This is a genomic window from Flavobacterium panici (assembly GCF_024499525.1).
Lineage (GTDB): Bacteria > Bacteroidota > Bacteroidia > Flavobacteriales > Flavobacteriaceae > Flavobacterium > Flavobacterium panici.
On the sequence record NZ_CP100437.1, the window covers coordinates 5,763,004 to 5,777,792 of the forward strand.

Annotated in this window: 15 protein-coding genes; 14 read left to right on the forward strand and 1 reads right to left on the reverse strand. The window is 34.5% G+C overall.

Annotation, left to right across the window (positions count from 1 at the left end; all coding sequences use genetic code 11):
• Positions 1 to 38 precede the first annotated feature (38 nt).
• From NLJ00_RS24100 to NLJ00_RS24165, 14 genes are all read left to right on the forward strand, one after another.
• Complete coding sequence (locus NLJ00_RS24100) at positions 39 to 1,439, forward strand: anthranilate synthase component I family protein (protein WP_256635709.1); 1,401 nt, start codon at positions 39 to 41, stop codon at positions 1,437 to 1,439.
• Positions 1,440 to 1,635: 196 nt separating this feature from the next.
• A complete protein-coding gene (locus NLJ00_RS24105) occupies positions 1,636 to 2,079 on the forward strand; it encodes a hypothetical protein (protein ID WP_256635710.1) in 444 nt (147 codons plus the stop codon).
• A 93-nt stretch (positions 2,080 to 2,172) separates the two neighbouring features.
• Positions 2,173 to 2,739, forward strand: a complete 567-nt coding sequence (locus NLJ00_RS24110; RefSeq protein ID WP_256635711.1) for an anthranilate synthase component II — start codon at positions 2,173 to 2,175, stop codon at positions 2,737 to 2,739.
• An 86-nt stretch (positions 2,740 to 2,825) separates the two neighbouring features.
• Positions 2,826 to 3,818 carry an anthranilate phosphoribosyltransferase gene (gene trpD, locus NLJ00_RS24115; RefSeq protein WP_256635712.1) on the forward strand — a complete coding sequence of 331 codons (993 nt, stop codon included), beginning with the start codon at positions 2,826 to 2,828 and terminating at the stop codon, positions 3,816 to 3,818.
• Positions 3,819 to 3,891: 73 nt separating this feature from the next.
• Entirely contained in the window at positions 3,892 to 4,677 is a 786-nt protein-coding gene (gene trpC, locus NLJ00_RS24120; RefSeq protein WP_256635713.1) for an indole-3-glycerol phosphate synthase TrpC, read from the forward strand.
• Positions 4,678 to 4,878: 201 nt separating this feature from the next.
• Complete coding sequence (locus NLJ00_RS24125; protein WP_256635714.1) at positions 4,879 to 5,511, forward strand: phosphoribosylanthranilate isomerase; 633 nt, start codon at positions 4,879 to 4,881, stop codon at positions 5,509 to 5,511.
• Positions 5,512 to 5,523: 12 nt separating this feature from the next.
• Entirely contained in the window at positions 5,524 to 6,705 is a 1,182-nt protein-coding gene (gene trpB, locus NLJ00_RS24130; RefSeq protein ID WP_132989783.1) for a tryptophan synthase subunit beta, read from the forward strand.
• Between the two features lie 57 nt (positions 6,706 to 6,762).
• A complete protein-coding gene (locus NLJ00_RS24135; RefSeq protein WP_256635715.1) occupies positions 6,763 to 7,080 on the forward strand; it encodes a gamma-glutamylcyclotransferase family protein in 318 nt (105 codons plus the stop codon).
• 8 nt (positions 7,081 to 7,088) lie between these two features.
• Positions 7,089 to 7,826 (forward strand): carbon-nitrogen hydrolase family protein, encoded by a 738-nt coding sequence (locus NLJ00_RS24140; RefSeq protein WP_256635716.1) that lies wholly within the window; start codon positions 7,089 to 7,091, stop codon positions 7,824 to 7,826.
• Between the two features lie 109 nt (positions 7,827 to 7,935).
• Positions 7,936 to 8,697 (forward strand): tryptophan synthase subunit alpha, encoded by a 762-nt coding sequence (gene trpA / locus NLJ00_RS24145; RefSeq protein WP_256635717.1) that lies wholly within the window; start codon positions 7,936 to 7,938, stop codon positions 8,695 to 8,697.
• A gap of 275 nt (positions 8,698 to 8,972) precedes the next feature.
• Positions 8,973 to 9,602 carry a TetR/AcrR family transcriptional regulator gene (locus NLJ00_RS24150; protein ID WP_180858006.1) on the forward strand — a complete coding sequence of 210 codons (630 nt, stop codon included), beginning with the start codon at positions 8,973 to 8,975 and terminating at the stop codon, positions 9,600 to 9,602.
• Positions 9,592 to 10,911, forward strand: a complete 1,320-nt coding sequence (locus NLJ00_RS24155; RefSeq protein WP_256635718.1) for a TolC family protein — start codon at positions 9,592 to 9,594, stop codon at positions 10,909 to 10,911. The genes NLJ00_RS24150 and NLJ00_RS24155 overlap by 11 nt, the downstream gene beginning before the upstream one ends.
• Positions 10,912 to 10,922: 11 nt before the next feature.
• Entirely contained in the window at positions 10,923 to 12,002 is a 1,080-nt protein-coding gene (locus tag NLJ00_RS24160) for an HlyD family secretion protein (protein WP_256635719.1), read from the forward strand.
• Positions 12,003 to 12,006: 4 nt separating this feature from the next.
• The gene (locus NLJ00_RS24165; RefSeq protein WP_256635720.1) at positions 12,007 to 13,596 is read left to right on the forward strand and encodes an MDR family MFS transporter; all 1,590 of its coding nucleotides are present in this window, start codon (positions 12,007 to 12,009) and stop codon (positions 13,594 to 13,596) included.
• A gap of 268 nt (positions 13,597 to 13,864) precedes the next feature.
• On the opposite strand, the gene yaaA is transcribed toward NLJ00_RS24165, so the two are convergent.
• Positions 13,865 to 14,623: a peroxide stress protein YaaA gene (gene yaaA / locus NLJ00_RS24170; protein WP_256635721.1), complete on the reverse strand. Its 759-nt coding sequence runs from the start codon at positions 14,621 to 14,623 to the stop codon at positions 13,865 to 13,867.
• Between the last annotated feature and the right edge of the window lie 166 nt (positions 14,624 to 14,789).

Below are 14,789 nucleotides of genomic sequence, written 5' to 3' on the forward strand. Positions count from 1 at the left end.
TTAGCAGAGAAATATTAAAAACTAAAAAACAACATACTTTGAAACCTTTTATACTCAACACACATTACAAACAAATTCTGGCAGACACCATCACGCCGGTTAGTATATATTTTAAAATAAGAGATAAATTTCCTAATAGTTTATTATTAGAAAGTAGTGATTATCACGGAAATGACAACAGTTTCTCTTACGTTTGCTGCAACCCGATTGCAACGATTAAAATCGAAAACGAAACGATTTCAAAAACTTTTCCTGACGGAACTTCGGAACAAATTAAAATTGATGCTTCAACAAATATTCCAGAAGTAATTCAGGAATTCTCAAGCAAATTTCAATCGGAGAAAAACGATTTTAAATTCATCAATAACGGATTATTCGGATACATTTCTTACGATGCCGTTCGTTATTTTGAGAAAGTTTCAATAGCCAAAAAAGACAATGCAACCTCAATTCCGGACGTTTTTTATGCCGTTTATCAAAACATCATCGCTATCAATCACTTTAAAAACGAAGCGTATATTTTCTGCCACAGCGTTGATGGAACAAACAACATTGCTGTAATCGAACAATTACTGCAATCAAGAAATATTGCTTCATATAAATTTTCAAAAGAAGGCGAAGGTTTCTCAAACTTAACTGATGAAGAATTTAAACACAATGTTGCTTTAGCAAAAAAACACTGTTTCCGTGGAGACGTTTTTCAGTTAGTTTTATCTCGTCGTTTTACACAAGGTTTTAAAGGTGACGAATTCAATGTTTACAGAGCCTTAAGAAGCATCAACCCATCTCCCTACCTATTCTTTTTTGATTATGGAGATTTCAAAATATTTGGGTCTTCGCCCGAAGCACAAATTATCGTAAAAAACAGAAAAGCCGAAATTCATCCAATTGCCGGAACTTTCAAAAGAACTGGAAATGACGAACGTGATGCGCTTTTAGCCAAAGAACTTTCAGAAGATAAAAAAGAAAACAGCGAACACGTAATGCTTGTCGATTTGGCAAGAAACGATTTAAGCCGAAATGGTCACGATGTAAATGTAGAGAAATACAGAGAAGTTCAGTTTTTCTCCCACGTAATCCACTTGGTTTCTAAAGTAACCGGGCATTTACACGAAAAAGCGACGACAATGCAGGTTGTTGCCGATACTTTCCCAGCCGGAACTTTGAGCGGCGCACCGAAACACAGAGCCATGCAATTGATCGAAGATTATGAAAAAACAAATCGTAATTTCTACGGCGGCGCAATTGGTTTCATGGATTTTAACGGAAACTTTAATCACGCCATTATGATTCGAACTTTCCTTTCAAAAAATCACCAATTGCATTGTCAAGCCGGCGCCGGAATCGTAGCAAGTTCTGATGAAGAAAGTGAAATGCAGGAAGTTTATAATAAATTAAGAGCATTGAATACAGCGCTGGAAATGGCGGAGAAAATATAGTTTTCAGTCGCAGTTTTCTGTCACAGTAACACAGAATGATCAGCAATGTCTCCCGAGGTTGAAACCTCGGGCAATGTTTGAAAAGCAAACTATAAAAGGAATACTATATAAACATAGCCAACGGTTTCAACCGTTGGAGACAAAGATTGGTAAAACCTAAAACAATTAACAAACAAAGAATAAAACCATAAAAACCATGAAAAAAGCATTATCAATTCTAGTTTTAATCATTACTATAACCTCTTGTAATTTTGAAAAAAAGGAGAATCCAATTAAAGGAACCTGGCGTCTGATATCTGCAGAAACGACTGAAAAAGATTCAACTTTTTCAACTTTCAATTCAAAAACAAAAATGATTAAAATTATAAACGATACACATTTTGCTTTTTTCAATCATGATTTAAATAATGGTAAAGATTCAACAAATGCAGTATTCTTTGGCGGAGGCGGAAAATATACTTTAAAGGATAGTATTTATACTGAGAATCTGGAGTACTTCAACAACCGTCAATGGGAAAATGGAAAATTTGAGTTTGTAATAAAAATCAAAAACGACACCTTAACTCAAAAAGGAGTTGAAAAAGTAGAAAAATTAGGAATCGATAGAATTATTACTGAGAAGTACGTTCGAGAAAAATAAATAAAAAATAGTTGTCAGTCTCAGTCCCAGTTTTCAGTAACGGTTTGAAAACTTAGTGTCTTAGAATCTTAGCAACTTAGAACCTTAGAAAAAATGAAAAAAATATTAGTTATAGACAATTACGATAGTTTCACTTATAATTTAGTACACTATCTCGAAGATTTAAACTGCGAAGTAACGGTTTATAGAAACGACGAATTCGAAATTGACGAAATCGCTTCTTTCGATAAAATATTACTTTCGCCAGGACCTGGAATTCCTGATGAAGCAGGTTTATTAAAAGCAGTAATCGAAAAATATGCACCAACCAAAAGCATTCTTGGCGTTTGTTTAGGACAACAGGCAATTGGAGAAGTTTTTGGCGGAACACTTTCTAACCTTGATAAAGTATATCACGGCGTTTCGACACATGTAAAAACAGTAGTTTCAGATGAAACTTTATTTGAAGGTTTAGGAAATGAATTCGAAGTCGGAAGATATCATTCATGGGTTGTAGACAGCAATTTACCAGAAGTTTTAGAAGCAACTTCAATTGACGAAAACGGACAGATCATGTCATTAAGACACAAAAAATTTGACGTAAGAGGCGTTCAGTTTCACCCTGAAAGTGTGCTTACGCCAAAAGGAAAAAGGATTTTAGAGAATTGGATTAAAAGCTAGTTTACAGTATTCAGTCGCAGTTTACAGTCACAGTAAAAAAACTCAGAAACTTAGCATCTTAGAACCTTAGCAACTTAAAAGAAAAAATGAAAACTATATTAAACAAATTAATCAATCACGAAGTGCTTTCTAAAGAAGAAGCAAAAGATGTTTTGATTAATATATCAACAGGTCAATACAATCCGAGTCAGATTTCGGCATTTTTGACTGTATTTATGATGCGAAGCATTACGATCGATGAACTTTCGGGATTTCGTGAAGCTTTATTAGAATTATGTGTTCGCGTTGATTTATCAGCTTACAATACAATCGATTTATGCGGAACGGGCGGTGACGGAAAAGACACTTTCAATATCTCGACTTTAGCTTCTTTTGTTTCGGCTGGAGCGGGAATTAAAGTTGCCAAACATGGAAATTATGGTGTTTCATCCATTTCTGGATCGAGTAACGTAATGGAAAAAATGGGAATTAAATTCAGCAACGATCCTTCGTTTTTAGAAAAATGTATTGATAAAGCAGGAATTTGCGTTTTACACGCTCCCCTATTTCACCCGGCAATGAAAAATGTTGGCCCAATCCGTAAAGAATTAGCAGTAAAAACATTCTTCAATATGTTGGGGCCAATGGTAAATCCATCGTTTCCACAAAATCAATTGGTTGGGGTTTTCAATCTTGAATTAGCCAGAATGTATGCTTATTTATATCAAAATACCGATATCAATTTTACTATTTTGCATTCGCTTGACGGATATGATGAAATCTCTTTAACAGGTCCAACCAAAACGATAACATCGCATATGGAAGGAATGCTAAAACCGGAAGATTTTGGCGTTAGACTTTTATCTCAAACTGAAATTGAAGGCGGAAACACCATCGAAGAATCGGCTGAAATATTTACGAATATCATTTCTGGAAAAGGAAACGAAGCACAAAACAATGTAGTTTGTGCCAATGCTGCAATGGCAATTGCAACCGTTACAAAATGTTCTCCACTTGAAGGATTTGAACTAGCAAAAGAAAGTTTATTGTCTGGAAAAGGATTAAAAGCATTACAAACGTTACAGGAATTAAGTAAATAAAAAACAAACACAAATTTCACGAATTAGCACTAATAAATTTGCGTCTTTGTGACTTTGTGGCAAAACAACAACAATGAATATTTTAGATAAAATAATATTTGATAAAAAACGAGAAGTCGTTCTCAAAAAATCAATCATTCCGGTTTCTCAATTAGAAGCTTCGGTATTTTTTGGAAAAGAAACGATTTCATTAAGTCAGAAACTAAAAGCAAGTTCGACTGGAATTATTGCAGAACACAAACGTCGTTCTCCTTCAAAATCAGTTATCAATCACAATTTTACAGTTGAAGAAGTAGTTAAAGGCTACGAAAATGCCGGAGCTTGCGGAATTTCGGTTTTAACGGATGGAAAATATTTTGGAGGTTCTCTTGACGATTTACTTTTGGCAAGAGCAAGTGTAAATATTCCGCTTTTGCGAAAAGAATTTATTGTCGATGAATACCAAATTTTAGAAGCAAAAGCACACGGAGCTGATTTGATTCTTCTAATCGCCGCAGTTTTAACCCGCGAAGAAATCAGATCATTATCTGAATTTGCAAAAAAGTTAGATTTAGAAGTTCTGTTAGAAGTTCACAATCAGGAAGAACTGGAAAAATCGATTATGCCTACTTTAGACATGATTGGTGTAAACAACAGAAACCTAAAAACATTTGAAGTAAGCTTAGATTTCAGTAAACAATTGGCATCGCAAATTCCAGATGATTTTGTAAAAGTTTCCGAAAGCGGAATTTCATCAATTGAAGCCATCCAAGAATTAAAACCTTACGGCTACAAAGGTTTCCTAATTGGAGAAAACTTCATGAAAACCGATAACGCCGGACAAGCCGCAACGGAATTTATAAATAATTTAAAAGCTTAAATAGTTCGCCACGAATTACACAAATTAGCACGAATTGAATTAGTGAAAATTAGTGAAATTCGTGGCAGAAAATAAAACCATTGTGGCTTAGTGCCTTCGTGGCAAAAAACAAACACAAAGCTTTGCGAACTTTTTCGCATTTTAAACACAATACAAAAGAAAAAAAACTTAGCGCTCTTTGCGTTAAAAAACCACAACGAAATGAAACTCAAAATATGCGGCATGAAATATCCCGAAAACATTCTCGAAGTAGGAGCGCTCCTACCCGATTATATGGGATTTATTTTCTGGGAAAAATCCGCACGATATTTTAACGGAACCATTCCTGAACTTATAAAAACAATCAAAAAAGTGGGCGTTTTTGTAAACCAAAGTCAGGAAGAAATTCTGGAAAAAGTAATAAAATACAATTTGCAAGCCGTTCAGTTACATGGAAATGAATCCGTTGAATTTGTATCGGAACTGAAAAATAATTTGCCAAAAAAAATCGAAATCATTAAAGCATTTTCTGCCGATGAAAAATTTGATTTTGAAGTGATAAAACCTTTTGAATCAGTCTGCGATTATTTTCTATTTGACACAAAAGGGAAACTACCGGGCGGAAACGGAACAACATTTGACTGGACGATATTAAAAAAATACAATTCGGATAAACCGTTCTTTTTGAGTGGCGGAATCGGAATTAACGAATTAAAAGCCATTGAAGAAATTTCAAAAAGCAATTTGCCTATTTATGCTATCGATGTAAATAGTAAATTTGAAATCGAACCAGGGCTGAAAAACAGAAATTTATTTAGCAATTTCAAACGAAAATTTGATGTTGCCAACTTTTAAACTTTAAACAAAATGAGTTTTAACGTCAACGAAAAAGGATATTACGGAGAATTTGGAGGAGCTTACATTCCTGAAATGCTCTATCCAAATGTAGAAGAACTACGTCAAAAATACCTAAGCATAATGGATGAACCAGATTTTAAAGCTGAGTTCAACCAATTGCTGAAAGATTATGTAGGACGCCCAAGTCCGTTGTATTTTGCAAAGCGATTATCTGAAAAATACAACACAAAAGTCTATCTAAAAAGAGAAGATTTAAATCACACCGGAGCGCACAAAGTCAACAATACAATTGGGCAGATTTTATTAGCAAAACGTTTGGGTAAAAAAAGAATTATTGCCGAAACCGGAGCGGGTCAACACGGCGTAGCAACAGCAACAGTTTGCGCTTTAATGGGAATTGAATGTATCGTTTATATGGGTGAAATTGACATTGCGCGTCAGGCACCAAACGTGGCTCGTATGAAAATGTTAGGCGCAGAAGTTCGTCCGGCACTTTCGGGTTCACGAACTTTAAAAGATGCTACAAACGAGGCGATTCGCGATTGGATTAATAATCCGGTTGACACACATTATATTATCGGATCGGCGATTGGACCTCATCCTTATCCTGATATGGTGACACGTTTTCAGAGTATTATTTCAGAAGAAATAAAATGGCAGTTAAAAGAAAAAGAAGGACGTGAAAATCCTGATTATGTGGTTGCTTGTATTGGCGGCGGAAGTAACGCTGCAGGAACGTATTATCATTTTTTACATGAACCAGAAGTTGGAATTATTGCTGTTGAAGCTGCCGGAAAAGGTGTTGACAGCGGCCATAGCGCTGCAACCAGCAAATTAGGAAAAGTGGGCGTTATTCACGGTTGTAAAACGCTTTTAATGCAAACTCCAGACGGGCAAATTACTGAACCGTATTCCATTTCGGCAGGATTAGATTATCCCGGAGTTGGGCCTTTACATGCGCATTTAGCACAAACCGGACGCGGCGAATTTTTCTCTGTAACCGACGATGATGCTATGAATGCTGGTTTGCAATTGACAAAATTAGAAGGAATTATTCCAGCGATTGAAAGTGCGCACGCATTTGCAGTTTTAGACCAAAAGAAATTTAAACCTACAGATGTTGTCGTTATTAGTCTTTCTGGCCGCGGTGATAAAGATTTAGATAATTATATTGACTATTTTAAATTGTAATAAAAATCGTAATTTGGGCATTCGCTAACGCAAATAAATAACGAGAAAAAATTAGATATGGAAAAGTTATTCTCTTACGGAACATTACGATCAAAACAAATTCAAATGCAGATCTTCAATAAAGTATTAACGGGCACTGCAGACCAGCTTCTTGGCTATAAATTAAAAAGCCTTCAAATAGAAGAAGAATTTGGAATGGCTGATTATGTAGTAGCGGTTCCCAGTGATGATCTTTCAGATATTATATATGGGGTTGTTTATACAATTTCAAATACAGATCTGGCTAAAGTAGATATATTTGAATCGAACTCGTATAAAAGAGTTCAGGTAAGATTAAAGTCTGGAATACAGGCTTGGATTTATACAGAAAATTAATAATTAACATGATTCTAGCAGCCGCGCAAACAAAACCAACCCGAGGAGATATCAATGCTAATTTATCAGATCATTATCGCCTTATCGAATTGGCTGTAAAAAATAAAGCACAATTAATTGCATTTCCTGAAATGTCTATTACAGGCTATGAAAGAGAACATGCACAAAAATTAGCTTTCCAAAAAAACGATTCGCGTTTGGAGTATTTGCAACAATTAGCTGTAGAAAATAATATTATAATTATTGCCGGAGCACCTATTCAAATTGGCTCCAATTTATTTATTGGCGAATTTGTAATTTCTCCGGATAATTCGGTTTCCATTTATACGAAGCAGTTTTTACACGAAGGCGAAGATGAATATTTTCAATCTTCTTTTGATAACAATCCAATTATTTCAATTGAAAATCAAAAGATTTCATTTGCCATTTGCGCTGATATTGATAATCCGCTGCATCCGGAAAATGCAAAAAAGAGAGAAACTGATATTTATATTGCCAGCATTTTCTTTTCACCAAACGGAATTCCGAATGCGTATCGAGACTTGCAAAATTACGCCGAAAAGCATCAAATGAATGTTTTGATGTCAAATTTCAGCGGTGAATCCTGGGGCTCTCCTTCGGCAGGTCAAAGTGCATTTTGGAATAATAAAGGAGAATTAATTGGTCAGATGAATGATTCAGATTCCGGATTATTATTGGTCGAAAACCAAAATGATAGTTGGACAACTCAAATCATTATTGACTAGCAAAGACTCCTGCAAGGTTTTTAAAACCTTGTAGGTATAAATAAATTACTTAAAAATATAAACACCTACAAGGTTTTAAAAACCTTGCAGGAGAAAAAAGATATTAAAGATGAACAGAATAACTCAAAAATTACAAGAAGATAAAAAGATACTTTCGATCTATTTTTCTGCGGGATATCCTAACTTAAATGATACCGTGCAGATTATTCAGGATTTAGAAAAAAATGGTGTTGATTTAATCGAAATTGGACTTCCGTTTAGTGATCCTTTGGCAGACGGACCAACAATTCAGGCGAGTTCTACACAGGCGCTTCATAACGGAATGACTACTGAAATTCTTTTCGATCAGTTGAAAAACATCCGCGAAAGCGTAAAAATTCCGTTAATTATTATGGGATATTTTAATCCGATGTTACAATACGGAGTTGAAGCTTTTTGTCAAAAATGTGCTGAAATTGGAATCGACGGGCTAATTATTCCAGATCTTCCGGTTGATGTTTATGCTGAAGAGTATAAAGCGATTTTCGAAAAATACGGATTAATTAATGTGTTCCTGATTACGCCGCAAACTTCAGATGAACGTATTCGTTTTATTGACAGCGTTTCAAACGGATTTATTTATATGGTAAGTTCTGCAAGTGTTACGGGATCTCAGTCTGGTTTTGGAAATGTTCAAGAAAGTTATTTCGAAAGAATTTCAAATTTAAATTTAAAAAATCCTCAAATCGTTGGTTTCGGGATTTCAAATAAAGAAACTTTCAATCAGGCCACTAAATATGCAAAAGGTGCTATTATTGGAAGTGCTTTTATAAAACATTTAAGCGAAAGTGGAAGTGGGAAAATTGAGGAATTTGTTGGAGAGATTCGATAAACATATACAATAAAGTCTAGCTTGTCATTCCGAGGAACGAGGAATCACACTAGAAACTCCACAAACAAAGTCGCCAATCTTTGTCGAATTACGAGTGCGATTCCTCGTTCCTCGGAATGACAAAAAAACTAACAAAGCTGAAATACTAAGTGTTTCAGCTTTTTTTTTGCTCAAAAAAACGAAACCGTTTTATGTTAATATTATGTTAAAACAAAATTAAACAAGTGTTTAAATTAAACAAGTGTTTAATTTTGTATCCGATTAGAAACAATACCATGTCACACATCGAACTAAACGATAAAAAAATTCAGATTCTTAATGTTGCTGAAAAGCTATTTTCTGAGAAAGGATTTGAGGGGACGTCTATACGGGATATTTCGAAACATGCAAAAATTAATATTGCCATGGTTTCCTATTATTTCGGTTCAAAAGATAAATTACTGGAATCTTTAATCATTCATAAAACAGCCGATTTAAAACTGCAAATCGAAAGTTTACAACACGAAGATCTTCATCCTCTTGATAAAGTCAATAAATTAGTCGAAATTTATATCAATCGAATTAATTGTAACAGAGGGATTTTCAGAGTTTTACATTTCGAACTTAATTCTAAAAAAAGAGAAGAAAGTCTTGCCGCTTTTACAGAGCTGAAAAAGGGAAATCTAAAATCTTTGGAAATGATTATCAAAGAAGGCCAGTCAAAAGGGATTTTTAGAAAAGATGTCATTATTCCGTTGATTACGCCAACGATTATGGGAACTTTTTTTCATTTTCACATGAACAAATCATTTTTTGAAGAACTCTTAAATCTAAAAACAGAAACGTTATACAACGATTACATTAAAAACAGTCTTACAAAGCACATTCAACAAACTATAAAAGCGCTACTTGTTTATGAAAATTAGTCAATTAATGCTCTTTGGAGTTTTCTTTATAGGAATCTCTTCAATAGAAGCACAAGAAAAAACAAGTTTAACTTTAGATGAAGCCGTAAAAATGGCCTGGGAAAAGAGTAACGAAGTTACGCTTGCCAACACTAAGGTAAACTCAAAGAAATATGAATTACAAACGGTTAAGAATAACCAATATCCAGATTTAAAAATTTCAGGTCAGTATCAGCGATTAACAAAAGCTTCGATCGATCTGCCAAATCAGGGAGAAAGTGCTTCTTTAGCTTCTCCGGATCGTGCAATGCTTGGAATGGCAAATTTAAGTTTACCTCTTTTTGCAGGATTTAAAATCCAGAATAGTATTGACGCTTACGAAAGCTTATATGAAGCGGAAAGCGTTACTGCTGCTAAAACAAAAGAAGATGTTGCTTTAAAAGTAATTACTTATTACACCGCATTATACAAAGCACAAAAAACTTTAGATGTTTTAACAGAGAATCAAAAAAGTGCTAAACAGCGTGTTACTGATTTTATCGAATTAGAGAAAAACGGAATCATTCCAAGAAATGATTTATTGAAAGCACAGTTACTGGTTTCAAAAACGCAATTATCTATTGATGAAGCAAATAACAACATCAACAATATCAACTTTTATTTAACGACCTTACTTAAATTAGAGCCATCTGTAAAAATTCAGGTTAACGAAGATGATTTCTTTAACTTAAAAACAACTGGTGCTCCAACATCTGATGCTTTGGCACTTGAAAGCAGAAAAGATTTAGAGGCTATTCGTTTACAGCAAAAAGCTTCAGAGGCTAATGTTAAGATTGCAAAAGCAGGATATTATCCAACAATTTCATTGCTAGGAGGTTATACCGCTTTAGACCTTAAAGACATTATTACGGTGAAATATGCTATGAATTTTGGTTTAGGTTTATCTTATGATTTATCTGGAATTCTGAAAAACAGCGCACACGTAAAAGAAGCAGAAAGTAAAGCTCTTGAAGTAAAAAATACTGAAGCTATTATGACGGACCGCATTAAAGTTGAAGTTCAAAAATCTATTGAAGATTATGACTTAGCGATCAATCAAAGTGTGGTTTATGAAGAAGCATTTCAACAAGCTACAGAAAACTACAGACTTGTAAAAGATAAATTCGACAATGGTCTTGCAGATACCAATGATCTTGTTGAAGCCGATGTTGAGCAGTTAAGTGCAAAAATCAATACTGCTGTAGCAAAAGCAACTATTATTCAAAAATATTACGAATTACTTTCAGTATCAGGACAATTATCACAATCATTCAATCTTTCTAAAATATAATCGAAGCTCTCATGGAAAAGAAAAAGACAAATAAAAAATTCATCATCATACTAACCGTTTTGGTTTTAGTGGGAGGAACTTACGGAATATCAAAATACTTACACTCATTGGCTCACGAAGAAACGGATGATGCTCAAATTGAGAAAAAAATGAACCCAATTATTCCGAGAGTATCAGGATATATCAGCAAAGTGTATGTGAAAGATAATGACTATGTAAAAAAAGGAGATACTTTATTTACTATCGATAAAAGAGATTATCAGTTAAAAATCGATGAAGCAAATGCTGCATTATTAGGAGCTGAAGGTCAATACGAAGCTGCAAAAGCTGATATTGGAAGTGCTTATGCAAGCATCTCTGTTTCAGACGCTCAAATGAGATCTGCAGGTGGTTCTATCGAAAGTGCTAAAATTAGATTGAGACAGCTTACAAACGATTTTAACCGTTACAGCAATTTATACAAAACACATACTATTACAAAACAACAATTTGAACAAGCTCAAACTGCAAAAGATGAAGCTGAAAATCAAGTACGTGTTTTAGAACAACAACAAAGAGCGACTTCTTATCAAAAATCGGTTATTCAGTCAAAATCTAAAGTTTCTGATAAACAAACAGAAGTTGCTGCAGCAAACATCAAAAAAGCGAAAACAATGCTTGATGTTGCGCACTTAAACTTAAGCTATACAGTAGTTACAGCGGCTATTGATGGTCAGGTTTCTAAAGTTGATATTCAGCCGGGACAATTAGTTCAGCCGGGACAATCTTTATTCTACATCATCAACAATACTGAAGCTTGGGTTGTAGCTAATTTTAAAGAAACACAATTAAACAAAATGGTTGTGGGGCAAAAAGTAAGTTTAAAAGTTGATGCTTATCCTAACTATGAGTTTAAAGGTACTGTAACTTCATTTTCTCCAGCAACAGGATCACGTTTTTCATTATTACCTCCTGATAATGCTACAGGAAACTTCGTAAAAACAATTCAGAGATTACCAGTAAAAATTAGTTTAGATCAAGCAAACGATCCTGAAAAAGTAAAACTTTTAAGACCGGGAATGAATGTTGACGTAGACGTACATTTAAAATAAATAAATGGCAACAGCAGTACAAGCAGACGACGATTTAGTAGAATACGGTTACCGACGCGTTATTATTACCATTACGGCAGTACTTTGTGCTTTGCTGGAAATTGTAGATACGACGATTGTAAACGTAGCTCTAACAGACATGCGCGGAAGTCTTGGTGCTACCTTGACCGATGTGGCGTGGGTTATTACAGCATACGCAATTGCGAATGTTATTGTAATACCAATGACGAGCTGGTTATCACAGCAATTTGGAAGACGTAATTATTTTGTGGCTTCTATCATTATATTTACAGTTTGTTCCTTTTTGTGTGGAAATGCCAGTAATATTTGGGAACTTGTAGCCTTTCGATTCGTACAAGGTATGGGTGGTGGAGCGTTACTTGTAACAGCCCAAACGATTATTACAGAGAGTTATCCGGTTGCAAAACGTGGTATGGCACAGGCAATTTACGGAATGGGTGTAATTGTAGGTCCAACTTTGGGTCCGCCTTTGGGAGGATATTTAGTAGATAATTATTCTTGGCCTTATATCTTTTACATTAATATTCCGCTTGGAATTATCGCTACTATTTTGGCTTTAACTTTCGTAAGAAGTCCGAAATATGGTGAGAAATTAAAAGCAAATCAGGTTGACTGGTGGGGGATTTTCTTGTTGAGCGCCTTTATTGGTTCTTTACAATTCGTTCTTGAACACGGACAGCAGGACGACTGGTTTAACGATTCACTTATTGTAACTTTAAGTGTTGTGACTGTTTTAGGATTAGTTCTTTTTATTTGGAGAGAGCTGACTTACAAACATCCAATTGTAAACTTAAGTGTTTTAAAAGATGGAAATTTAAGAATTGGAACTGTAATGTGTTTCATTCTGGGTTTCGGATTATATGGTTCAACTTTAATTATCCCGATTTATACGCAGTCGATTTTAGGATGGACAGCAACTGATGCAGGATTATTATTAATACCGGGATCGATTACAACGGCGATTATGATGCCATTTGTTGGAAATATGATTCAAAAAGGTGTTCCGCAAGGTTATATGGTTGGAGTTGGATTTTTAGTTTTCTTCTTCTTTACCTTTATGATGCAGACTCGCATGACGCCAGATACTGGTGTAGAACATATGTATTGGCCATTGATATTGAGAGGAATTGGTCTTGGATTACTTTTCGTTCCAATTACAACACTTTCGCTTTCAACTTTAAAAGGAAAACAAATTGGTGAAGGAGCTGCTTTTACCGGAATGATGCGTCAGTTAGGAGGTTCATTTGGTATTGCAATTATTACCACTTTCATCACACGTTTTAGCCAGGAACACAGAGTTGATTTAATTAACAATTTAGATCCTGCAAGATATGATGTTCAACAGCGTATCGCAGGAATGCAGCACGCTTTTATGTCCAAAGGATATAGCGCAGATGTTGCACTTAAAAAAGCTTATCAGGGAATAGAATATTCAGTCTTAAAACAAAGTACTGTTTTAGCTTACATGGATATTTTTATGTACTTGGGAATTATGTTTTTATGTTGTATACCGATTATTCTCTTTATCAAAAAAGGGAAGAACAAGATTAGCGCAGGCGACGCAATGCACTAATAATAATAATTTTATAATACGCAGAAACGCCGAATTCAATTTAGAATTCGGCGTTTATTTTTTTGTTGTTATTTGCATTCACAAAATATTCAGAGATTAAAATCTTCATCAATATTGTTGAAATCTTCAGGGATTGAAATCCCTGCCTACAATATGTTCCGAGCCTTCGGCTCTCTTGCAAAAAATTTTAGAACCTTAGCATCTTAATAACTCAGAACCCTTAAAAACCTCCGAACCTTTGTAACTTTGAACCTTTGTCCCTCAAAATTTACCTCGTGAAAACCAAATGATTTCCTTTTGAAAGATTTGCATCAAAATGATAACCTTCGTAGTTAAAACCTTTTAAGTCATCAATAGTTTCAGCATTTGTATCAATAATATAACGAACCATCATACCTCTCGCCTTCTTTGCAAAGAAGCTGATCATTTTTAATTTTCCATCTTTGTAATCTTTAAAATCCGGAGTGATTACAGGAACTTTTAAAGCTTTTACATCAACTGCCGAAAAATATTCGTTACTGGCTAAATTCACGAATAATTCTCCTTTTACCAATTCTTTATTTAGAGCTTTTGTAACAACAGGTTTCCAAAATTCATGCAGGTTTTTATAATCGCCAACAGGTAATTTTGTTCCCATTTCTAAACGATATGCCTGCATTAAATCAAGCGGTTTTAAAACGCCGTAAAGTCCGGATAAAATTCTAAGTTTATCCTGAAGGACATCTAATTTTTCTAACGGAATTGAATAAGCATCTAAACCTGTATAAACATCTCCATCAAAAGTATAAACTGCTGGACGGGCATTTTCAACCGTAAATGGTGTTTTCCAGTCTTGGTTTCGTTTCCAGTTTAAATCGGCAAGTTTGTCTGAAATTGACATTAAATGGGATAATTCAGCAGGCTTTTTTCCTTTTAGTATTTTATGAACCTGACGCGCTTCTTTTAAAAATGAAGGTTCAGTATGTTGAGTTGTAGGTAATTCTTTTTCGAAATTCAGTGATTTCGCCGGCGATATAACAATTTTCATTTGTGCATTTTTATATGATTCAAAAATACAAATTGAATTTTTAAAAATATGTTATTGCAATTGATTTGTTTTATTGTTGTATAATTTTTTCTGCCACGAATTACACGAATTTTCACGAATTATTCTTTCACATAGATTGCGAAGATTTTTGCCACAGATTAAAAAG